This window comes from Acinetobacter sp. AOR01_HL (assembly GCF_027855455.1).
In the GTDB taxonomy this organism is placed as follows: domain Bacteria; phylum Pseudomonadota; class Gammaproteobacteria; order Pseudomonadales; family Moraxellaceae; genus Acinetobacter; species Acinetobacter baumannii.
The window spans coordinates 85560-106151 of record NZ_JAKTIM010000043.1 but is presented as its reverse complement, the minus strand read 5'-3'; the positions used below and the strand labels follow the sequence as shown (position 1 = coordinate 106151).

General features: G+C 34.5%; 20 protein-coding genes and 1 tRNA gene. 10 read left to right on the top strand and 11 right to left on the bottom strand.

The window, feature by feature from the left end; translation table 11 throughout:
- The first annotated feature begins 9 nt into the window (after positions 1-9).
- The 5 genes from MKL62_RS13975 to MKL62_RS13955 all read left to right on the top strand — a co-directional run bounded on the left by MKL62_RS13975 (position 10) and on the right by MKL62_RS13955 (position 4577).
- Positions 10-774: a glutathione S-transferase family protein gene (locus MKL62_RS13975; protein ID WP_001265503.1), complete on the top strand. Its 765-nt coding sequence runs from the start codon at positions 10-12 to the stop codon at positions 772-774.
- Positions 775-1309: 535 nt separating this feature from the next.
- The gene (locus tag MKL62_RS13970) at positions 1310-2203 is read left to right on the top strand and encodes an amino acid ABC transporter substrate-binding protein (protein ID WP_000830363.1); all 894 of its coding nucleotides are present in this window, start codon (positions 1310-1312) and stop codon (positions 2201-2203) included.
- A 94-nt stretch (positions 2204-2297) separates the two neighbouring features.
- The gene (locus MKL62_RS13965; protein WP_000110649.1) at positions 2298-3140 is read left to right on the top strand and encodes an amino acid ABC transporter permease; all 843 of its coding nucleotides are present in this window, start codon (positions 2298-2300) and stop codon (positions 3138-3140) included.
- A 2-nt stretch (positions 3141-3142) separates the two neighbouring features.
- Positions 3143-3820: an amino acid ABC transporter permease gene (locus MKL62_RS13960; RefSeq protein WP_000347804.1), complete on the top strand. Its 678-nt coding sequence runs from the start codon at positions 3143-3145 to the stop codon at positions 3818-3820.
- A 13-nt stretch (positions 3821-3833) separates the two neighbouring features.
- The gene (locus MKL62_RS13955) at positions 3834-4577 is read left to right on the top strand and encodes an amino acid ABC transporter ATP-binding protein (protein ID WP_001132006.1); all 744 of its coding nucleotides are present in this window, start codon (positions 3834-3836) and stop codon (positions 4575-4577) included.
- Between the two features lie 50 nt (positions 4578-4627).
- Here MKL62_RS13955 and MKL62_RS13950 read toward each other — a convergent pair whose 3' ends face one another.
- Positions 4628-5944 carry a DcaP family trimeric outer membrane transporter gene (locus MKL62_RS13950; RefSeq protein WP_188200055.1) on the bottom strand — a complete coding sequence of 439 codons (1317 nt, stop codon included), beginning with the start codon at positions 5942-5944 and terminating at the stop codon, positions 4628-4630.
- A 345-nt stretch (positions 5945-6289) separates the two neighbouring features.
- Between MKL62_RS13950 and MKL62_RS13945 the strand changes: the two genes are divergently transcribed.
- Positions 6290-6760 (top strand): Lrp/AsnC family transcriptional regulator, encoded by a 471-nt coding sequence (locus MKL62_RS13945; protein ID WP_000418050.1) that lies wholly within the window; start codon positions 6290-6292, stop codon positions 6758-6760.
- A gap of 31 nt (positions 6761-6791) precedes the next feature.
- Here MKL62_RS13945 and MKL62_RS13940 read toward each other — a convergent pair whose 3' ends face one another.
- The 3 genes from MKL62_RS13940 to MKL62_RS13930 form a co-directional block, all read right to left on the bottom strand.
- On the bottom strand, positions 6792-7541 hold the full coding sequence (locus tag MKL62_RS13940; protein WP_000907230.1) for a YebC/PmpR family DNA-binding transcriptional regulator: 750 nt from the start codon (positions 7539-7541) through the stop codon (positions 6792-6794).
- A gap of 161 nt (positions 7542-7702) precedes the next feature.
- Positions 7703-8248, bottom strand: a complete 546-nt coding sequence (locus tag MKL62_RS13935; protein WP_005128829.1) for a 1-acyl-sn-glycerol-3-phosphate acyltransferase — start codon at positions 8246-8248, stop codon at positions 7703-7705.
- Between the two features lie 185 nt (positions 8249-8433).
- A complete protein-coding gene (locus MKL62_RS13930) occupies positions 8434-8994 on the bottom strand; it encodes a TetR/AcrR family transcriptional regulator (protein ID WP_000037170.1) in 561 nt (186 codons plus the stop codon).
- Positions 8995-9269: 275 nt separating this feature from the next.
- Here MKL62_RS13930 and MKL62_RS13925 point away from each other — a divergent pair, with 275 nt between their 5' ends.
- Entirely contained in the window at positions 9270-10133 is an 864-nt protein-coding gene (locus MKL62_RS13925) for a heme oxygenase-like domain-containing protein (protein ID WP_005128828.1), read from the top strand.
- A gap of 197 nt (positions 10134-10330) precedes the next feature.
- Here MKL62_RS13925 and MKL62_RS13920 read toward each other — a convergent pair.
- A tRNA-Ile gene (locus tag MKL62_RS13920) sits at positions 10331-10407 on the bottom strand.
- A gap of 157 nt (positions 10408-10564) precedes the next feature.
- Between MKL62_RS13920 and MKL62_RS13915 the strand changes: the two genes are divergently transcribed.
- A complete protein-coding gene (locus MKL62_RS13915) occupies positions 10565-11797 on the top strand; it encodes an integrase family protein (protein WP_005128827.1) in 1233 nt (410 codons plus the stop codon).
- 584 nt (positions 11798-12381) lie between these two features.
- Here the strand turns inward: MKL62_RS13915 and MKL62_RS13910 are convergent.
- Positions 12382-13281, bottom strand: a complete 900-nt coding sequence (locus MKL62_RS13910; protein WP_005128825.1) for a LysR family transcriptional regulator — start codon at positions 13279-13281, stop codon at positions 12382-12384.
- Between the two features lie 89 nt (positions 13282-13370).
- Here MKL62_RS13910 and MKL62_RS13905 point away from each other — a divergent pair, with 89 nt between their 5' ends.
- A complete protein-coding gene (locus MKL62_RS13905; RefSeq protein WP_001161759.1) occupies positions 13371-13808 on the top strand; it encodes a PACE efflux transporter in 438 nt (145 codons plus the stop codon).
- A 57-nt stretch (positions 13809-13865) separates the two neighbouring features.
- Here the strand turns inward: MKL62_RS13905 and MKL62_RS13900 are convergent, their stop codons facing one another.
- The 3 genes from MKL62_RS13900 to MKL62_RS13890 all read right to left on the bottom strand — a co-directional run bounded on the left by MKL62_RS13900 (position 13866) and on the right by MKL62_RS13890 (position 17040).
- A complete protein-coding gene (locus MKL62_RS13900) occupies positions 13866-15281 on the bottom strand; it encodes a purine-cytosine permease family protein (RefSeq protein ID WP_002068329.1) in 1416 nt (471 codons plus the stop codon).
- Positions 15282-15533: 252 nt separating this feature from the next.
- Complete coding sequence (locus MKL62_RS13895) at positions 15534-15998, bottom strand: hypothetical protein (RefSeq protein ID WP_001046931.1); 465 nt, start codon at positions 15996-15998, stop codon at positions 15534-15536.
- 112 nt (positions 15999-16110) lie between these two features.
- Positions 16111-17040, bottom strand: coding sequence for a DMT family transporter (locus tag MKL62_RS13890; protein ID WP_005128824.1), 930 nt, complete (start codon positions 17038-17040; stop codon positions 16111-16113).
- 94 nt (positions 17041-17134) lie between these two features.
- Between MKL62_RS13890 and MKL62_RS13885 the strand changes: the two genes are divergently transcribed.
- On the top strand, positions 17135-17986 hold the full coding sequence (locus MKL62_RS13885) for a LysR family transcriptional regulator (protein WP_000568093.1): 852 nt from the start codon (positions 17135-17137) through the stop codon (positions 17984-17986).
- 40 nt (positions 17987-18026) lie between these two features.
- Here the strand turns inward: MKL62_RS13885 and MKL62_RS13880 are convergent, their stop codons facing one another.
- Positions 18027-18653, bottom strand: coding sequence for a sterol desaturase family protein (locus MKL62_RS13880; RefSeq protein ID WP_000900338.1), 627 nt, complete (start codon positions 18651-18653; stop codon positions 18027-18029).
- Between the two features lie 103 nt (positions 18654-18756).
- A complete protein-coding gene (locus tag MKL62_RS13875) occupies positions 18757-19752 on the bottom strand; it encodes an AraC family transcriptional regulator (RefSeq protein ID WP_005128822.1) in 996 nt (331 codons plus the stop codon).
- Positions 19753-20592: the final 840 nt, after the last annotated feature.

The window sequence follows — 20592 nt, the reverse complement described above, 5'->3', positions numbered from 1 at the left end:
GGAGATTTTATGCGGGTTTTGTATCAGTTTCCTTTGTCTCATTATTGTGAAAAAGCTCGCTGGTTGTTAGACCATAAAGAACTTGATTACGTTGCACATAATTTGATTCCTGGATTTCACCGTGCTTTTGCACAACTTAAAACAGGTCAAAATTTGTTGCCGATTTTAAAAGATGACCATCGCTGGATTGCTGAGTCGACTAAAATTGCGCTTTATCTGGATGATACTTATCCGGAACATGCACTTTTACGCCGTGATGAACAACTTAGACAGCAAACTCTTAAAATTGATAGTTTGGCAGATGAACTTGGGGTGCATGTACGTCGTTGGGCACTTGCTCATACTTTAGCTCAAGGTGATCATGCTCTAGAGATTATGATGGGCGAACAAGGCTACTTACGACAGTTTGAGAAAATATCAAAACCGTTTCTCAAGACTCTAGTCAAGAAGAACTATAAGCTTGAAGAAGAGCTCGTAAGTCAGTCAAAAGGACGCATGGATGAACTTATTAATGAGTTAAACCACTATTTAATTGAAAACCAAGCACGTTATATGGTTGGTGACCGCTTAAGCCTCGCTGATATTTCAGTATGTTCTATGCTTGCACCTTTATTAGAAATAAAAGGTACACCATGGGAAAGGGAAGAAGATGGGGAAGTATCGCCCGATTGGAGTAATTATCAGAAATATTTACTTGATTTGCCGCTTGGACAGTATGTTTTAAGAATATATCAAACTGAACGTAATGCACGGGTTGACTGGCGAGGAATTTAAATTTTATTTTTTAAAAGCTCCGATAAAATCGGGGCTTTTTTATTTTTTAACTTTAAAGATACTTAAAAAATATTACTATCAATTTTATAAATGATTTTTAATAAAACATTTATGTATATTATTTTGATGCTTAATTTAATATTTATTACTGTTTATTCAACTTAAGTATAAGCTACTAATAAATTTGATCTTTTATTTTTGGGATAAAAGTTACTTTTGCTAAAAACAGTTTTTAGAAAAATTTAAGCCACTTTATTGTGCATGTGTTTACATTGTAATCAATAATTGCCACATTTAAGTGTAAATAGATGAGCTTAATAATAGACAGAAGATTAAAACATAGATTAAAGTAGAAACATGTGAGCAGTTTTAAAGGTATTAATTCTGCGAAACAGATAAATAATAAGTGAAGCAAATGGACGTGTCCTACTTGGAAAAGTTGGCTCGATAATTGCAATTTAATAATAAATCACTCTATTTCTCTATATGAATGATTCTGTAGACAAATAGAGGGAATGATCATCAAGGAGTTCTTATGAAACGTTCTGCAACCTCTCTCATTGTTTCAACAGTTATGCTTTGTACGGTTGGTGCTACTTCTCAAATTCAGGCAGCAGATACATTAGCTAAAATTAAAAGTACTGGGAAAATCGTTATTGGCCACCGAGAATCGTCTGACCCGATTTCATATGTTGTTGCAGGTAAACCAGTAGGTTATGCAGTCGATATTTGTAACCAGTTTGCAAATGATATTAAAAAAGAATTGAAAATGCCTGGTTTAAAAGTTGAATACAAGGCAGTAACCTCATCAACACGTATTCCTGAGCTTTTAGCGGGCAATATTGATATGGAATGTGGTACCACCACAAATTCTAAACAGCGTCAGCAACAAGTGGGTTTCTCAACTAACTACTATGCAACAGAAGTACGCATGGCTGTTAAAGCAAACTCTGGTATTAAAAGTTTGGCAGACTTAAATGGTAAAGCAGTTGTTACGACTCAAGGTACTACATCTGACAAGTACATTAAGATGAATGAAAAAGGCCAAGCAATTAATGTACAAAATATTTATGGTAAAGACCATGCTGACTCTTTTGCCATGATGGCATCTGGACGCGCCGCTGCATTTGTAATGGATGATAATATTTTAGCAGGCTTAATTGCTAAGTCTTCTACACCTAAAGCATTTGCAATTGTTGGTCCAGTACTTTCATCAGAACCTTATGGCATCATGATTGCAAAAGATGATCCAAAATTTAAAGCAATTGCTGACCGTACTGTAAATAACTTATGGAAAACTGGTCAAATGGATGCTTTATATAAAAAATGGTTCTTATCGCCAATTCCACCGAAAAATACTAATTTGAACATGCAACAAAGTTCATCTTATAAAAAACTCAAAGCTCACCCAACAGATGCAGGAATCTAACTGGATCTTTTTGTCCTAAATTTACTTGTGCAGGTGTAAAAATTCATTTGCACAAGTGGTCTATTTTCTAAAGATATTAATTTAAGGGGCAAACATGTCAGTCGGCTCACTAAACTGGACTATATTCTGTGCGGAGTCTAATGAATATGGTGTCGATAAAGCCGCATGGGCAGAATCAGTTTGTAAGGTTATTGGTAGTTCTAGCTACAATGCCTATGCTGAGGCGCCCACATGGTTACAAATGTTAGGTTCTGGTGTCTTTACTATGGTTTGGACTGCCATTGTAGCCTTTCTTATCGCATTTTTATTAGGTTCTCTCCTCGGGGTAATTCGTACTTTACCCAATAAACCACTTGCTTTTATCGGCAACTGCTATGTCGAAATATTCCGTAATATTCCATTAATTGTACAGTTATTCTTCTGGGCTTTTGTTTTTCCGGAGTTCTTACCGGACAGTTTAAGTGCAGGAAGTGGAGATGTTGTAGCAGGGGGATGGTGGAAAAACATTTTAAATCAACAACCCGCTGTTATCGGTGTTTTTGCTTTAGGCCTTTATACTGCGGCGCGTGTTTCGGAGCATGTCAGAGCCGGAATTAACACGGTATCTCGTGGTCAAAAGTTTGCGGCATCGGCTATGGGATTTACCACCGCTCAAAGTTATCGTTATGTGATTTTGCCAGTTGCATACCGTACGGTATGGCCAACGATTACGTCAGAAGCAATGAACGTCTTTAAAAACTCGGCAGTTTTATATGCCTTAAGTGTTTTAAATTTCTTTGCTTATACCAAAACCATGCGTGAAGAGACTTCACAGGACATTATCATTCTTATTCTGTCTACACCTGTCTATTTAATCATTACATACACCATTAAATTTATAATGGCATGGATTGAAAAACGCATGGCTGTACCAGGTTTAGGCTCGGGAGGAAAATAATTATGGATTTTTCTCTATTGCATAATCCTGATGTTATTGCGGCACTAAAAGAAGGATTTATTTTTACACTTACCGTAACTGTGCTTGCAATGATGGGGGGCATCCTCATTGGAACTCCTTTGGCAATGATGCGTTTATCCAACAACGCCCTTGCAAGTAACTTTGCGAAGTTCTATGTAGATTTATTCCGTGGTATTCCATTAATTCAGGTTATTTTTATTTTTTATTTCTTGTTGCCAAAGATATTTGAGTTTCAATCAGATACGTATTGGGGGCCATTATTTTCCAGCGTTGTGACCTTTGCTATTTTTGAAGCTGCGTTTTTCTCGGAAATTGTACGTTCGGGTATTCAGTCTATTTCAAAAGGACAAGTCAATGCAGGCTACGCTTTAGGATTTACCTACGGACAATCCATGCGTTATGTGGTGTTACCGCAGGCCTTTCGCAATATGCTTCCGGTATTACTTACTCAAACCATCATTCTATTTCAGGATGTGTCATTAGTTTATGTTATTAGTGCACCAGACTTCTTAGGTCGTGCAGATACTTTGGCTAATACCTATGGTCCTGAAACGAAAGCAACATTCTATTTAATCGTCGCTGTGGTGTATTTCTGTAGCTCGTTTGTGCTATCGCAATTAGTCAAACGTTTGCAGAAAAAAATTGCCATCATTCGCTAATTGGAGATTTTAAATGCCAATGATAGACATCCAACATATCTCTAAATGGTATGGTGATTTTCAGGTTTTAACAGATTGCACGACGAGTATTGAAAAAGGTGATGTCGTTGTTGTTTGTGGGCCATCCGGTTCAGGCAAATCAACGCTCATCAAAACTGTAAATGCTTTAGAGCCGTTTCAGCAAGGCGACATTATTGTTGATGGGGTTTCACTAAAAGATCCGAAAACTGATCTTGCAAAGTTCCGTTCTCGGGTAGGGATGGTGTTCCAGCATTTTGAACTTTTTCCTCACATGACTGTTTTGGAAAATTTAACCATTGCCCAAGTAAAAGTTTTAAAACGTTCAGTTGCTGAAGCACGTGAAAAAGGTCTTAAATATTTAGAACGTGTAGGTCTGCTTGCCCATAAGGATAAATTTCCAGGGCAACTTTCTGGTGGTCAGCAACAGCGTGTTGCTATTGCCCGTGGCTTATCAATGGACCCAATCTGTATGTTGTTTGATGAACCTACTTCGGCACTCGACCCTGAAATGGTAGGTGAGGTTCTTGAAGTGATGGTGCAACTTGCTCATGAAGGTATGACCATGATGTGTGTAACACATGAAATGGGCTTTGCAAAACGCGTATCTAACCGTTTAATTTTTATGGATGAAGGTAAAATTCTTGAAGATTGCCCAACCCATGAATTCTTTGATAATTTAGAGGCACGTCATGAGCGTGCTAAAATTTTCTTGGAAAAAATTCAGGCAATGCACTAATTGTGACAATAAAAAAGAGCCATGAGTGGCTCTTTTTTTACATCTAAATTTTAGAAATTATATTTTGCTAATAAATTTATGCGGGAGTAATCACCTTTATCACCTGCAAAAGTTTCACGCTGGCCGTAAGTATATTCTGCACCTAAATCAATATTTTTAACCGGATTCCAGATTAAGTTGACCAAAGCGTTATAAATTTCTTTGTTATAGCTAGTATTGGTTAAATTGCTATTTGCATAGACGCTATCATCTTTATATTGAATACCACCTACAGCAAAAGTAGAACGAAGAATAGGGCTCCATTTCCGTTGGTAGCCGATCACCGCACTATCAAATTCACCTAAGTTGATATCTTGTGTAGTTGTATCGTATGCATACGCAGAGTTGCTATAAGATAAATAGCGGCCATCACCTTTAACATGATAATAGTTGGCAACCACACTATCCTGAGGCGTGATATCGTACTTGCCACCGATACCTACACCCCAGCCAAATTTTTCTTCAGATGAACTATCTTTAGGCGCTACTCGATTTTCATGGGCAAGACCATGAAGCTGTAATAAGCCTTTATTATCTGCGGTTTTGAAATCATAACGAGTTGTTAGAGCAGGGAAACGGCTCCCTCCCGCAGCATTACTCACTTTTTCAACATCACCACCTTCTAAGGCAACTAATATTTTTTGTTGAGCATTAATTGGTTGAGTATAGCGAACCTGTACAGTACGTGTGGTTCCTGTACCTATTGCACCGGTAAAGTCTAGTGTTTCCGGAGAAGTATCTGTATTGACGAAAGGTGAAGTGGTTTGACCGGCTAACCATTTGCCTAAAGACATATAAGCATGGCGAACGCGGAAAGTTCCACTGCCATTATCGCCATTGCCTCCCATAAAATCGGCTTCAATTTTGCCTGTTAAATCGCCATATTGTGTAGGTCGAGTAAGATCTAACCCAATGCGTGTAGTCGCTGCAGATACATTTAAGGAGTCCTGTCTTGGGTCATCTTTATTCAAAGGATAGTTAGCACCATTTGAAATGCTGCCATTTGACCCCTTAAAGTCATAGGTTGCATCTACACGGACATTCCCATAAAGCTTGACTTGCGTTTGGCCATCAGGCATTTGCATCCAACCCGGTTTGCTCTGAGGAACGGGTGAGCTTGCTGCAATTGTAGTTGGCGGCACTGTTGGAGTATTTATTACAGTTACCGCTTTTTGCTGATTTGATAATTGCTGGACCAGTTGCTTTAACTCACTGACTTCTTTGCGTAAAGCATCTACTTCCGCATCAGTAGCAGCATGAGCTGGCATAACTACACCAGTTAAGCTGATAGTGCTCATTGCAAGAATTAATGTTTTGATATTTTTCACAGGCATTCCCCACATTGGATATAAAAGATTTCCAATATGTGCATAACAAAAAGAGTGCCAACTTTTTAAAATTATTTAAACTCATTGATTTTAATTAAGAAATTATAAAATTTTTAAAAATTAAATATATTTTTATGCATATACTAATTAAATCATTGAAGAGTTATAGGCTATAAGTAATTGAAAATGCGCTATGAACGTTATACTACTGCACAGATAACAAGCAAAAGTTAAGTTAAGAAGGTGGTAAAGCTTAATTCTCTCTTTTAATGGTATTTGATTTCCAAAGTAGGCTTAGCTTTAGGATATACTGTGATTTATAAAGCGTGTTAATTGGAGCAAAGAATGGAATTAGACCGTTTTGATAAACAAATTCTGGAAATTTTGTCTCATGAAGACCTGAATTTGAATGAGCTTTCAGAACGGATTAATCTTTCAGTTAGTTCTGTTCATCGCCGAATTAAACACTTGATTGAAGCTAATATCATGGGGCAACTCAAAAGAGAAATTAACTTTAGCAAATTGGGTTTTACCTTGCATATTTTGCTACAAGTCTCTTTAAGCAAGCATGATAGTGAGACATTTGATAAATTTCTTTCTGAAATTGAAGCTATTCCTGAAGTAACAAATGCTTTTTTGGTGACTGGTCAAAGTGCCGATTTTATTCTTGAATTAGTTGCACGTAATATGGACGACTATAGCGAAATTTTATTAAGACGGATTGGTAAAATTGATAATGTCGTTGCTCTGCATTCGAGCTTTGTCATTAAAGAATACAATGTATTTAACTGTTATAACTTATTAAATAAAGTATAAAAAAACGCACCAGTTGGTGCGTTTTCTCGTCTTAGGCATCAAGTTGCGCTAAAACTTCATCACTAAACTCAACGTTTGTATAAACGTTTTGTACATCGTCTAAATCTTCAAGCATATCAATGAGTTTCATCACTTGTTTAGCCTGATCAATATCAGTGATTTCTGCTTTAGTAGAAGGGCTCATCACTACTTCAGCATTGTCTGATTTTAAACCAGCCGCTGCAAGAGCATCTTGAACCTCACCAAAAGTCTCTGGAGAAGTGATTACTAAAATTTCATCTTCTGAAACTTCAATATCTTCTGCACCAGCTTCTAAAGCAACGTCCATGATCTTATCTTCTAAAGAAACATCGTCAAAAGTAATCTCACCACGTTTGGTAAATAGGTAAGCAACAGAACCTGCAGTACCTAAGTTACCATTAGTTTTGCTGAAACAATGGCGAACATCTGGAACTGTACGGTTCAGGTTGTCTGTCATTGTCTCAACAAGAACAGCAACACCACCTACACCGTAACCTTCGTAGGTTACTTCTTTTAAATCATCATTATCTTCACCACCCACACCGCGTTGAATTGCACGGTTAATGGTATCTCGTGTCATGTTGACAGAAAGCGCTTTTTCGACAACAGCACGAAGGCGAGGGTTACTGGCAGGATCTGCACCACCAAGTTTTGCAGCAGTGACAATTTCACGAATATATTTAGTAAAAACTTTACCGCGACTGGCATCTTGTTTCGCTTTACGATGCTTAATATTGGCCCATTTAGAATGACCCGCCATGGAAGTGAACTCCAAAAATTAAAAAATGCAAAAGTGACAGAATATTAGCATAGGCATAGTTTTCTTGAAAACTGTTGCCTTACGTTTTGTTAGCCAATTAAATAAGCTTATAGAGCCTAAATTTACATAAAAAATAGGCTCAAATTTCATGAGAGAGTTAGCTAGTTAATTTTCACATCAATATCATATTGCGCATAAAGTTCTTTAATCGTTTCAAGATCTTTTTGTAAGTCGGTAGGATAAATCTTACCTAAAATACCGCCTTTTTTGGTTCTTGCATTTGCATACATCAGCACAATTGGAACATTTGCTGCCTTAGCAATATGCCAAAAACCGGTACGAATAGGTTTGCGTTCCGATCCATCTTTGGCACGCGTTGCTTCAGGTGCAATCACTAGGTTAAATGTATCGCTACTTTGGAATTTTTCGACCATTTGAGAGACGATATCTTTGCTTGCTTTTCGGTCAACGGGAATGCCACCTAGCTTTTCAAGGACAGGCTTCATTGGACCTTTGAAAAGTTCTTTTTTTATTAGTGTATGAATTTTTAAATCTAATATTTGAAACAAAGCAATTGATAAGATCGCATCAAGGTTAGAAGTATGTTCAAAACCGATAATAACTTGTTTTTTCTCAAGAATTGTAGGATCTGCATCATAGGTCCAACCAACTGCTTTGAAGATAGAATTGCCTAAAAACTTTTTCATAGAGATGTGGGAGACAATAAGGTTGCAGAATTCTAATATGAGTTTGTCTAAAAAGGTAGAAAATTATCTTCCAAACAAATTTTATTTATTTTAATTTAAAAATATTTTTAAATATTATATTCTAATTTTATAATAGAAAAATATATAATTGAATTTTTAAAATATTATTGTATATATTAGAAGTATTAAGGATTTTCAGTTTTAATCAAATACTCAATATATTGCCATTTCTTAGAGGGATCAATCAGATCTTTATCAATTGTCCCATCAATAATAATACCATCAATAATTGAAATGATGATATGAGTAAGTGGAGTAGGGTCTTTAATATCTAGCTCTACTAATAAACTATTTAATAAATTTATAAGCCAGTTTGTATATTCTTGAAATGGTTCACGAATTGAGGTGTATTGTTTAGACACTTCAATAAAAGCCTTTTTGAATAGGCAACCATTAAAATTCTCACTATTAACCCAGTCAATATACCAATTAAAAATTAGATGTATTTTCTCAATTGGACTTACATCTGGATGTAAGCTTAATTTTTCATAAATTGAATTTTGTATATTAATATTTCGATGATGTAGGCACTCCATGATTAAACTTTCTTTCGATGGAAAATATTTGTAGAAAGTCATCTTGGCTACATTTGATTCAGCAATAATTTTGTCTACCCCTGTAGCATTGTAACCAATTTGGTTAAAAAGTTCTAAAGCAGTATTTATAATATCTTCTTTTTTTGACATTACATTTCCATATAATTGAAACTAATTATTACTTGATATAGATTTTAAAATTTTAATCAAATTAATCATAATCAAAAACATAATTTTATTCAAGCGAATATTATAAAAGCTACTCAAGATTATTTTTAAATTTTTTAAATATTCTATTTGATTTAGTAGAATTTTAATTCTAATATGAATTTTCGACAAAAGGAGTCTTATTTTTATCTTAACTATTTGTTTTTAAAATAGAATATGGAAATTTAAAAAATTAATAAGTTTAATGAGAGTGGATTATGCCTAAAAAATTTGAGGACTTTAATAATCCTAGGAAAAAAGCACTTGCAGGGATGAAACAAAGCATTTCAGCTGAACTTTGGGACAAAAATCTTAATTTTTTAAATCAATTAAGAGCCAAGATCGCGAAACATCCAGTATCTCATCATCCTGCAATAGAAACTTTAAATAACGGTGAAATTAATAAAGAAAACTTAAAGCGTATTCATTTAGAGTATCGCCATGCAATCGTACAAACTTTTACAGATGCTTTATTAATGGCTCAATACCAGACAAAGCAGTTAGAACCTAGGTTGCATGCAGGTGCAAAGATGTTTCCGCGCTGTCTTTTGAGTCTTAACATATTTGATGAGTTTGGGTTTCGGCCTGGGACCGACAAAGACGGTTATTATCAAGGTAACCCAGAATATGCACATTATCCTTTATTTGAAGATGTTCTTGATGATTTTGGAGTAACGGAGGACGAGCGCCAGAGTTATCAACCAACAGAAATTGCACATCAGCTGAGAGAGTTTCTAGAAAATTCCTATAAAGACTATAAAGCCGTTTCTGCTTTATTAGCTGTAGCTGAAGAAGAAGTTATTTTGTACAGTCCACCTTTACGAAAAGCAACCAGTGCTGTAGGTATAGCGGTCGAGGGTGGTGGCTATTACCATGTGCATGGAGTATCTGAAGATGAAACTGCTGAGGCAGCAGATGACGATCATGAAGAAGATCTATGGTTTATTTTAATGCAAGCTTGTACAGAAGAAGACTACACTTATTTAGAAAACCTATGCCTCGAATATTGTGATTTATGGAAAAAGTTTTGGGATGTTCAAATAGAAAGCTCAAAATCAATCCTGAAACAAAATTTAGCTTAAGAACAGGTCAAATAATCAACTCAAACATTTATAACAGTCCTAAAGGTTGAAAAGGAATGTTCAATAATACGGAAATTGGAAAAGGCTTTTAATGTTTAATTGAACAATTTTTGAATAATGAAGTGATATTTGGCTATATTTTAAAAATATCTAAAGTTAAAAAACCCCAAAAACTTAAAGTTTTTGGGGTTTGTATTTGGTGGGCCCACACAGACTCGAACTGTGGACCAACGGATTATGAGTCCGCTGCTCTAACCGACTGAGCTATAGGCCCTATAATCAGAAAAGCTTTTAATCTCAAGGCTTTTCAGTGCCTGCAATACTAATCAATTTTTTTATTAAACACAAGTATTTTTCAAAAGTAGCAGCAGTAGACCTGAAAAATATTTTGCTATATTGTTAATTACCACAAGCGATAGGGATTCTAGCTTATGAGCACTTCACGAGTAAAGCTAACTAAGTCATTTATCGATCAACTTGAACTCACACCGGCTATTTATCGTGACAGTGAGATTATTGGCTTTGCTATTCGTGTAAATAACTCTTATAAAACTTATATTGTGGAGAAGAAAGTAAAGGGGAAATCAATTCGTTGTAAATTAGGGGATTATGAAAAAATTACTGTTGAAGACGCCCGTATACTTGCACAGCAGAAGTTAAAAGAGTTAACTGACTCAAACCCTTTAAGCATTAAAAATAATAAAATATTAAAAAATAGTTTAAATGAGAAAATTGACCAGCCTTATCTCAAAGAAGCTTTCCAAGTATATATAAATCACCACGAGTTAAAAGAAAGGACATTAGCCGACTATAAAGAAGTTATAGAAAAATATTTAATAGACTTAAGTGAACTTAAACTGATTGATATTACTGAACAGATGATTGAAGAAAAGTATATTCAGTTATCTCAGTATAGTTATGCAAAAGCTAATTTATCTATGCGTGTACTTAGAGCGGTCTATCATTTTTCAATTAAGTATTATCAAAATAAAAATTGTGAAGTAATTATACCAAGGATAAATCCGGTTAATTTGTTAAAGAAGAAACAGCTCTGGGAAGAAATCCCACCTCGAAGAAACTATATCGATGTGGATAATTTAACCAAGTGGGTGCAAGCAATTATTGAATATAAAGGTAGGGGACAGGAAAATGAAACAAATAAGGATTTTTTATTAACACTTATATTAACAGGGCTTTTTAGGAATGAGTGTGAATCTTTACATTGGAAAAATATAGATTTAGAGGAAGGAACTCTGTCTTTTATAAATCCATACAATAATGTGTACTATAAAATTTATATGGGAAACTTTCTTTGGCATCGGATGAAAAAACGAAGAATACAAAATAAAGGAGAGTGGGTTTTTCCATCTGTAAAATCTGAATCTGGTCATATTATTAATATTTCAAAATTTAGAAAAAAAATTAATGAACAATGTAATCTTTCTTTTACTTTTCAAGATCTACGTAGAACATTTTATTTTGTGTTAAATAATTTAACTAATAAATCATTAGTTAGCAAAAGAACAGATCAGTATGAAGAAAAGCTGGACGTTAAGAATATTGCTCATGCTCAGGATATGCGTAATAGAATGAATAAGGTTGAGCAAATTATTCTTGGTCCCTATCGAGATGAACTTATTAAATCTATCAATATTAACCTATAAAATTTTGTCCTTTCAAAGCTAGAAATAGAAGCCGTACGGGTCCAAAAATAGTATAAATTTAAAGTAAGTTTTATAGATAAAACCTAGAATGAAGATTGTTTCGCATTTTCTACAACCTTTTGTAATTGATCAATTTTATACTTGACTAAAACACTTGGAATTTATACAGTAGTAGAGTATTTTTGATAATTATTATTATTGCTTAGTCCTGAAATACAGTAAGAAGCCTATTCATTATGAATAGGCTTTTTGCTTTCTTTAATTTAATCATAGAGTTCTCGTTTTTTTATGAAAATTAATATAATAAAATCAACAAAATAAGTGTTTTTAATAAATTGAAAAAGATTGTCACGTAATTTTTCATTATGAACAAAACTGATTTAAATAGTACTCAAAGTGAAACATGGCTAAATGCTAAGTTTAACTTTCAATCAATAAGGCATAGGAGTGTCATCATGTTTAAAGCAATGTTTTTCTTCAGTGCAGGTGCGATGTTTGGCTATTGTTATAAGCATTATGATGAAAAAGTTATAGAGTCTAATAAATCTAAATAGCTCCTAAAGAACCGTCTAAATGGCGGTTTTTTAATGACAAGTTTGAGATAAGTTTGCTTGAACAATCTGGACAAGCTCTCTGGCTGCTTTCGATAACGGTTTATCTTGAAGCCAAATGAGATAAATAGATAAAGGCAAATGATTTTTCGTATTTTTAAAATCTAATTGAACTAAGTGGCCTTGTTCAATCTTTTCTTTTACCAAAGATAAGGGAAAATTTCCCCATCCTAAGCCCGCTTCGACCATATTAATTGCCGTTTGTAAGCTATTTGTTTTCCAGTACATTGCTCCAATGATTGAACGTGAGTCTTCCATATCCAGCTCACTACTTGCGACCACAATTTGCCGAATATTAATTAACTCTTCAATCGTGTTTAACTTATTCTGTTCTTTTAAAAACGGATGATGAGCAGAGATCGTAGCAATAACTGTTTCTGTCATTACTAATTGTAGGCTTTCACGCATTTTTATATTGAGATTTGAACCTGCAAGGCAAAGGCTAATATTTTCTGTATAAAGTAAATTTAGAATATCATCTTGAGGAGCTGTAATAATTTCTAGGTTAAGAAGGGGAAACTTCTCTGCTAGTTGCTTTATGGCTTTAAAAAGTAATTCAGTATTCGCATCTGAAACCACACCTATTTTTAATTTACTTTCAAGACCAAGTGAAAGTTCATAAGCATGCGTAGCTAATAGCCTAAGCTGTTCAGCAATAATACGGGCTTGAGGTTCCAATGCTAAAGCCGCCGCGGTAGGAATAACTTTGCGGTGTGTACGTTCAAATAAGTGGTAACCAAGTTCTGCTTCAATATTGGCAATTGTCATACTCACTGCTGATGGCACTCGATTTAACTTACGTGCCGCGGCCGAGAAAGATCCAGTATCTAATACGGTTAAGAAAAGTTCGATATTTTCACTATTAAAATTCATTTTGATATCAGTAGAACTGAAAGCTGTTAACTTTATATATGATTTTAGCTGAAACTAAAATAATAAGAAGTAATAAAAGTTGAAAGATTATGCAAGGTTTAAAACGTCGTATTGTTTATGTTTCTTCATATGAAATTATTGGAATGGTGATTTCATCAGTAGGTTTGGCTCTTTTGGCCGGAGATAGTGTAGAGCACACTGGGCCACTTTCAGTGATGATTACTACTATTGCGGTAACGTGGAACTTTATCTACAACATTCTTTATGAAAAATGGGAGGCTCGCCAAGAAAGTAAGTCGCGTACGGTTAAACGAAGAATTGCGCATGCGATCGGATTTCAAATTACTTTAGTAATGTTCTTAATTCCGCTTATTGCGTGGTGGATGAATATTTCTCTTGTTGCCGCATTTTGGTTAGATGTTGCATTTATTATTATCATTCCAATTTATACGTTCATATTTAATTGGACATTCGATAAGTTATTTGGATTGCCTGCCTCTGCACAACCAAGTACTGCTCAACAGTAGAAAAATATTAATGAGATATCAAAGTATTATTTTAGACTTTGATATCTCGTCTTAACATTATTTTACTCGTTCAAGTTGAAGAGCTTTTGAAATTTTTATTTGAGCTCTTTTGGCAAGTACATAATATAAAACTGCAGTGGATAACAATCCCACTAACCAGGATAAATCGACTCCACCCAACATTTCGGCAATTTGTCCTTTATAGAATTTACTATCAATAAAGGGCAACTGAAGTAAGATACCAATACAATAACAAGCGATTCCAATCGTGTTCCAGCGGCCATATTTACCATTTGGGTCATATAAGGCATCTACATCGCATTCTTCTTTAGAAATAAAATAGTAATCAACTAAATTAATTGCACTCCAAGGAATGAAAAATGTAAGAAGAAACAAAATAAAAGATTTGAATGCGCTTAAAAAAGTATGTTCACCTACAACTGCAATAAATGTTGAGATAATTACCATTGCAAGAACAATTGTAAGTCGCGTTAATTTTGAAATTTGAGCACTTGGCTTGAAACTGTTCCAAATGGTCGCAATACACATAAAACTGCCATAAGCATTAAGTGTAGATAACGTGACCTTTCCGAATGCAATACTAAAATATAAAAAAGTAATCACAAGAGCGATTGGATTCATGCCTACAACGTACTGAACTTCATTGCCAACAAAACCACCATTCGAGACTTGAGCAATGAATACACCGAGCATCATTGAAATTTGGGAGCCTATTAAAGACCCAAGCCCAACTGCCCAAAATACGCGTGTTGAAGATGTTTTTGTAGGAAGATAACGAGAATAATCTGCTACATAAGGTCCAAATGAAATTTGCCAAGAAGCAGAAAGAGAAACTGCTAATAAAAATGATGACCAGCTAAAATGCCGTACAGCAAGCAATTCTGAAATATTAGAGAGAGCTAAAATTTGAGTTAAAATAATAACAAAAGCAATTAAACCAATAACACTTGCAACTTTGCCTACCCAATGAATTAAACGATAGCCAATTGTCGCAAATATAATAATAAAACAAGCATAGATTAAAATACCTGTTGTATTACTCACTTGTGCTAGATGAGCAATTGCTTTACCAGCGAGTACCTCACCAGTGGCCGTAAAGCCAATATACATAAGACAAACAAGAATGATGGGGATACAGGCACCATATACCCCAAATTGGACTCGACTCGAAATCATTTGTGGGAGGCCTAGTTTTGGACCTTGAGCTGCGTGTAAAGCCATGACGGCAGCACCAAAGCATTGTCCAATAAAGAGGCCAATGATTGACCAAAATACATCACCACCTAATACGACGGCTAATGCACCTGTAACAATAGCTGTAATCTGTAAATTGGCCCCGAACCAAAGCGTAAATTGGGCAAATATACTGCCATGCCTTTCATTTTCAGGAATAAAGTCAATACTTCGGTTTTCAACAAATCCGCTTTTCGATTTCCCAGCTGATGAGTCCATAACACTCTCCTTATCCTTTAAGAGCTTTTCTATTATTAGATCCATTTTTGTATAAACAAATACAAACATGTATATACAAGTTATTTGAAAAAGAAGCAAATGGTTTTTTGAGCCGATACCTTAAAATTTTTTTGTTTGTAAATTAAAACGAGTTGAGAAAACGAAACTGATGTTATGGCTATTTTTATAAAGATGAGTCTGTTTGATCCGTAAATTCAGTTTATAAAAAAGCCCTCCATTGAGGGCAGATAATCAGACTTCTGCATCAAGGATTGCTTGAAAAAATACAGGTAACTCCGAAAATTGAACTAATTGTGTTTTATCAGCGTGTTTGTAATAGTACTGATAGTGGGGTGTTTCAAAACCACTATCAAGATATTGGGTTGCATCAGAAAATTGGGCTTTTGCAACGGGCTTATCCTTTTTAAATTTAACAATAATTGGATTAACGGAATTTAATTTAACAGGAACACCATTCTCGAATTTGGCTGTTTCAATGAGTAGAGATATTTTAAAATCACCAAATACTACACAAAACTGTCCTCCATTTTCTGTTTTAATTTCTCGATCATGAAAAAGTTCTTTAAATAAATTTTTTAATGATTCTCTATGCTTGTCTAAAGCTAACTGAAAATCATGATCTTGCTGTTCTAGTTTCTCTTGCTCTTCTTTTAGCAATTTGGCCTGTTTTTCGATAGTTGTAAAATCCAAATTCATCTTAATTCTCCTTGTTGTGTTTTAAAACTATATATGGCAACCATTTGTTAAGTTTTAAAGAAACATACATTCTTTGTTACAACGCAATAATTAAGATGAATTTGTGTGATCATTACTTTGTGCAAGGCTTAGCTATAAGTGTAGGACGTTTAATCTGAATAAATCCTCCACTACTCATCACGCCAAGCATGACTAAAGCTGTGCCTATAAGTTGCCAGATATTAAGTGATTGACCAGCTAACAAGGCAACTAACATACTAAAAACCGGAACAAAGTTAAAAAAGATTGATGCTCGGCCTGCACCTAGTTTTTGGATACCATTAAACCAAAATAAATAAGCAATCATGGTAGAACAAATAATGACGTATCCCATAGCTAAGTGTGCAGTGATAGGCGCCATAGCAATTGCTTGAGAAGGGTGCTCAAAAATTACACTTAATATGATTAAAGTCAAAGCACCGGACATCATGGAAAAGGTTGTGGTCTCTAAAGGTGTAGCATTTTTTACATAACGGCGTGATAGCACATTCGCTAAACAAAAACTGACACCACCTAGTAAGATGAATAAGTCACCGATTGCTATTTTTAAATGTAGTAGCGTTGAAATATGGCCATGACTAATAACAAAAAGTACACCACTTAAGCCAAATACAACACCAATAGACTTATTAAGTGTTAGTTTTTCTCCATCAAGTAAAATTGTTAACAATAAAGTAATTAAAGGTGTTGTGGCCATGATTAAAGCGCCATTGACTGCTGAGGTGGTTTGTAAACCATAGAAACAGCCTAGGTTAAAACCGGCAATACCTATAATTCCAATAATAAGATAGATAGCTAAATTTTGCCGTAATGCGGCCCAACGTAGCTTTCCTATAGCTGCAAAAAGAATAAATAGACCAAGGCTTGCAATTGTAAAACGTTCAGCTGCTGCTGAAAGAGGTGGCATATATTGAATCACATAAGACATCGCATTAAATGCCGAGCCCCAAAACAGCATTGTGATTACAACACCAGTATAGGCATACACCATTGATTTATTCATGATTGGGCTCCGAAAAAGAATGTCTTTATTCTGAGTAATCACATAAAGGTGTACAATTCCATATTAATTCATCTCTGATGTGAAAATTTGCACAATGATTGATTGGGAAAATTTACATTACTTTTCAGTTTTTTCTGAAGAGAAGACACTTTCAGCTGCTGCAAGAAAGTTAGGTGTTGACCATGCTACTGTTGCAAGAAGAATTGCCCAGTTAGAAGATAATTTAAAACTAAAATTAGTGGACCGTAGACCTCGTACTTATATTTTAACTTCAGAGGGGGAGCGTCTGGCCAAAATCGTGACACGTATGATGGAAGAAACATTTTCTATTGAACGTCTGGCTCAGGCAGGACAACAGGAAATTAGTGGAGTAGTTTCGGTAAGTCTACCGCCAGCTACGGCTGCACATTTGGTAATGCCTCATCTTGGTAAGTTTTATCGTCAATATCCTGAGCTGCAATTGAGAATACTTGGTGATGTTCATTATGCCTCCTTACAGCATCGCGAAGCAGATATCGCAGTTCGCTTTGGACGCCCTAAAGATGATTATCTAATTGCGCGTAAAGCTGGTGAAGTTCCTTTTGGCATATATGCAGCCCAAGAATATTTGGATGCTATACAAGAAGAAAACTATGAATGGATTAGCGTTGAAGTTGGTGGAGTTCAAGGACAAAAACAGCAAAAGCTAAAACAACGGTTAAATTATAAAGAGCCTGTTATGGTTACGAATCATCCTGAGCTTCAATGGCGGGCTACTTGTGGAGCAGTTGGTTTAGCTGTACTACCTGATTTTTTAGGCCAGCAAGGTCATTTAGTAAAATTACCTGATGATGACCCAATGAGTGCTGAAATTTGGTTAGTAATTCATGAAGATCTGCGGAGTAGTCCTGCAGTAAGGGTAGTGATGGATTTTCTTTTAGATTGTTTTGAATCTTTTCGTGTATAACATCGATGCTGCTAATTTTTAGCAGCATCTTTATGCCGATTTATGTTAAAGCGACTTCTATTCCTTTATTTAAATCGGATTTATCTTTTTGTGAATTTAAGTCAATTTTAGCAAAAGATTTTTTGAGTATTTTATGCGCAAATGTATTTACTCTTTTTTCAAGCCAATGAGGTAATTGTATTCCTAAAGGATTAGTTTCAGTTTTAGAAACTTCTGTTGTAACTCTCGTACCCATAATATAATCGAACCATGGTCGAGTTACGCACCAGTTAGCATTTTGATTGCTCGTCATATGATGATCATAATGCCAAGGTATACGGTTTTTAGCATACTCTGGATCTAAATGTGATTTGGCATGTATTCGCCAGTAATTCCATATTCCGTAATATAATCCAGCTGTAAAAAAAGGTGCTACTGGTAAGAATACTGTTGCCGCGCCTGCTAAACCAATTAATGCTGTTTTTTCATTATAAATTTCTGCATTTTTGAACATTGATTCTGCATAACCTTCATCATGAAAATTATTTAAGCGAGCACGTTTATGATGAGCAATATGAGTAAAAAAAGGGCTGTTACGATATTTGGTTGGAAATTCATGAAGCCAAACCTTATGAAAATACCATTCCAAACCATTCGCGACAAAAATACCTAATGGGAAACCAAGCATAACAAAAACTTCTTAAAAAATAATTTGATTCATTCTATGAGAAGTTACTGTTATATTTTTGACTTAACAGGCAGTGTCAATATTGCCTAAAAGATCAATTTGTTCATTTTTGTTTACGTTGACGATAAGCGCTAGGGGTTTCTCCAGTCCAACGCTTAAATGCTCTTGTAAATGCTGAAGGTTCTGAAAAACCTGTTAAATAAACAATCTGATCAATGCTTTCCTGAGTATGGGCAAGTAAGCGCCTTGCTAGTCGTTCTCTATAATGGTTTAAAATTTGCTCATAGGATGTATTAATTGCTTGAAGATCTGCTCTAAGAGTTCGGGGATTTCGATTTAACTGTTCAGCAATAAACTTTTGATCAAAATTACCTGACTCAAGAAGACCATTGCCGAGTAAACGTTCAATAGCGTAAATGAGACGATGTTTTTCTAAGTTAGCTAATTGTTGCTCTGCAATATTTTCATGGACTTTCAATAATTCAGGTTCAGCTGCTGGTGACACTTGTTGTAATAATGTGGATGGAAAAATAATAGCTCCAGTTGATTGACCTAAAACCACAGGACATTTCCAAACCTTTTTATAATTGTCATTTGAAGCCCCTTTCGAGTAAGTCAGATGAATTTCTGTAGGGGCGAAACTATTATTTGTAATATATTTAAAAAAATTAAGAAATATACCGATTGCAGCTTCTAAATAATGTCTTACTGAGTGTTCAAAGCCCGATAAAATTGCTTTATCTTGTTCAACAGTTAAGGTGAGATCAAAAACGTCTGTGAGTAAAGCTTGATATTTTAAAGCTCTTTTTAAACCCTCACCGAATGTAGAACTACTTAAAAATAGATATTCAATAACTAGTCCTCTAAATGCGGGCATTTGGCTCCCGACATGCAAGCCAATATTTTGATCTTTACTGATTATTTCAGCTGCATTCCAAAACCGATATTGGGTCGAATTATCGCGTCGAATAGTCTTATCTGGTGGCTGATTTGGTAAGTTAACGCTAGCAAAAATTGATTCGGCATCTAAACCCATGTTTTGCATTGTCTGGTAAGTCATCCATAAAAAGATGCCTGCATCTGAGGACTTTTTAAACATACTTCAAAGCTGATCCTTTTTTAAATTTGTGCATGAACTATTCAATCATTCTTTTATTTGTACTACTACTGACTTGTTTGACTAAAGTGATTAATCTGGAAAACTTCCTGCATCTTCTCTTGCTTGCTTCAAGGCTAGAAAAAAACACAGCAAAAAAAGTAAACCAATAAAAAATAAGAAAAAATCTAAATAACTAATACCTAAACCAACTCCGAAAGCCCCTAAACTTAATAATAAAATACAAAATATTTTCCAAATAATGAGCATGTGGTTTTGTAATAAAAACTTGAAGTTAGGCTGTAATTGAAAAATATTTCCAGATATGTGTTTGTTTTTTTTCTTATAGGTTATGTAAAGCTTTATAATTTATCGAATTACATAATATTTACTTTTAACTAAACGCTCCTATTTGAGCACTTTTTAATTTTACTATACATTCGTATATATAAAATTTATGTTTTTTGAATTAATAGAATGATAATTCTTTAGAAAGCCTGTAAAATGAAAATCGTAAACTTTATTTTTAACTTATTTTCATTTAAAATTAATGAGTTAAATAAATTTATCAAACTTTTGTTAAAAAAAAGACTTGATATTTAAGCTAAATTTTGAAATTATAGTCATGCAAATTGTGATCTATTTCCCACAATTTGTATTTCAGGTTAAGTGGTTATCACTAATGCTCATTAGCTTTTTTCGCTTATGAGCATTTTTTTAATTTATTTATTAGTAAAATTTAAAAAATAATGTGTGTGATCATTTGACTTTTTTAGTATTAATTAAAAATTATTCATTCTATAAAGCCTACTACTTACTACTAAGATCTAGTGTTTAGAAGAA

Coding starts and splice junctions, on each gene's coding strand:
- MKL62_RS13975 (WP_001265503.1), top strand. CDS start 10: ATGCGGGTTTTGTATCAGTTTCCTTTGTCTCATTATTGTGAAAAAGCT.
- MKL62_RS13970 (WP_000830363.1), top strand. CDS start 1,310: ATGAAACGTTCTGCAACCTCTCTCATTGTTTCAACAGTTATGCTTTGT.
- MKL62_RS13965 (WP_000110649.1), top strand. CDS start 2,298: ATGTCAGTCGGCTCACTAAACTGGACTATATTCTGTGCGGAGTCTAAT.
- MKL62_RS13960 (WP_000347804.1), top strand. CDS start 3,143: ATGGATTTTTCTCTATTGCATAATCCTGATGTTATTGCGGCACTAAAA.
- MKL62_RS13955 (WP_001132006.1), top strand. CDS start 3,834: ATGCCAATGATAGACATCCAACATATCTCTAAATGGTATGGTGATTTT.
- MKL62_RS13945 (WP_000418050.1), top strand. CDS start 6,290: ATGGAATTAGACCGTTTTGATAAACAAATTCTGGAAATTTTGTCTCAT.
- MKL62_RS13940 (WP_000907230.1), bottom strand. CDS start 7,541: ATGGCGGGTCATTCTAAATGGGCCAATATTAAGCATCGTAAAGCGAAA.
- MKL62_RS13935 (WP_005128829.1), bottom strand. CDS start 8,248: ATGAAAAAGTTTTTAGGCAATTCTATCTTCAAAGCAGTTGGTTGGACC.
- MKL62_RS13930 (WP_000037170.1), bottom strand. CDS start 8,994: ATGTCAAAAAAAGAAGATATTATAAATACTGCTTTAGAACTTTTTAAC.
- MKL62_RS13925 (WP_005128828.1), top strand. CDS start 9,270: ATGCCTAAAAAATTTGAGGACTTTAATAATCCTAGGAAAAAAGCACTT.
- MKL62_RS13915 (WP_005128827.1), top strand. CDS start 10,565: ATGAGCACTTCACGAGTAAAGCTAACTAAGTCATTTATCGATCAACTT.
- MKL62_RS13910 (WP_005128825.1), bottom strand. CDS start 13,281: ATGAATTTTAATAGTGAAAATATCGAACTTTTCTTAACCGTATTAGAT.
- MKL62_RS13905 (WP_001161759.1), top strand. CDS start 13,371: ATGCAAGGTTTAAAACGTCGTATTGTTTATGTTTCTTCATATGAAATT.
- MKL62_RS13900 (WP_002068329.1), bottom strand. CDS start 15,281: ATGGACTCATCAGCTGGGAAATCGAAAAGCGGATTTGTTGAAAACCGA.
- MKL62_RS13895 (WP_001046931.1), bottom strand. CDS start 15,998: ATGAATTTGGATTTTACAACTATCGAAAAACAGGCCAAATTGCTAAAA.
- MKL62_RS13890 (WP_005128824.1), bottom strand. CDS start 17,040: ATGAATAAATCAATGGTGTATGCCTATACTGGTGTTGTAATCACAATG.
- MKL62_RS13885 (WP_000568093.1), top strand. CDS start 17,135: ATGATTGATTGGGAAAATTTACATTACTTTTCAGTTTTTTCTGAAGAG.
- MKL62_RS13880 (WP_000900338.1), bottom strand. CDS start 18,653: ATGCTTGGTTTCCCATTAGGTATTTTTGTCGCGAATGGTTTGGAATGG.
- MKL62_RS13875 (WP_005128822.1), bottom strand. CDS start 19,752: ATGTTTAAAAAGTCCTCAGATGCAGGCATCTTTTTATGGATGACTTAC.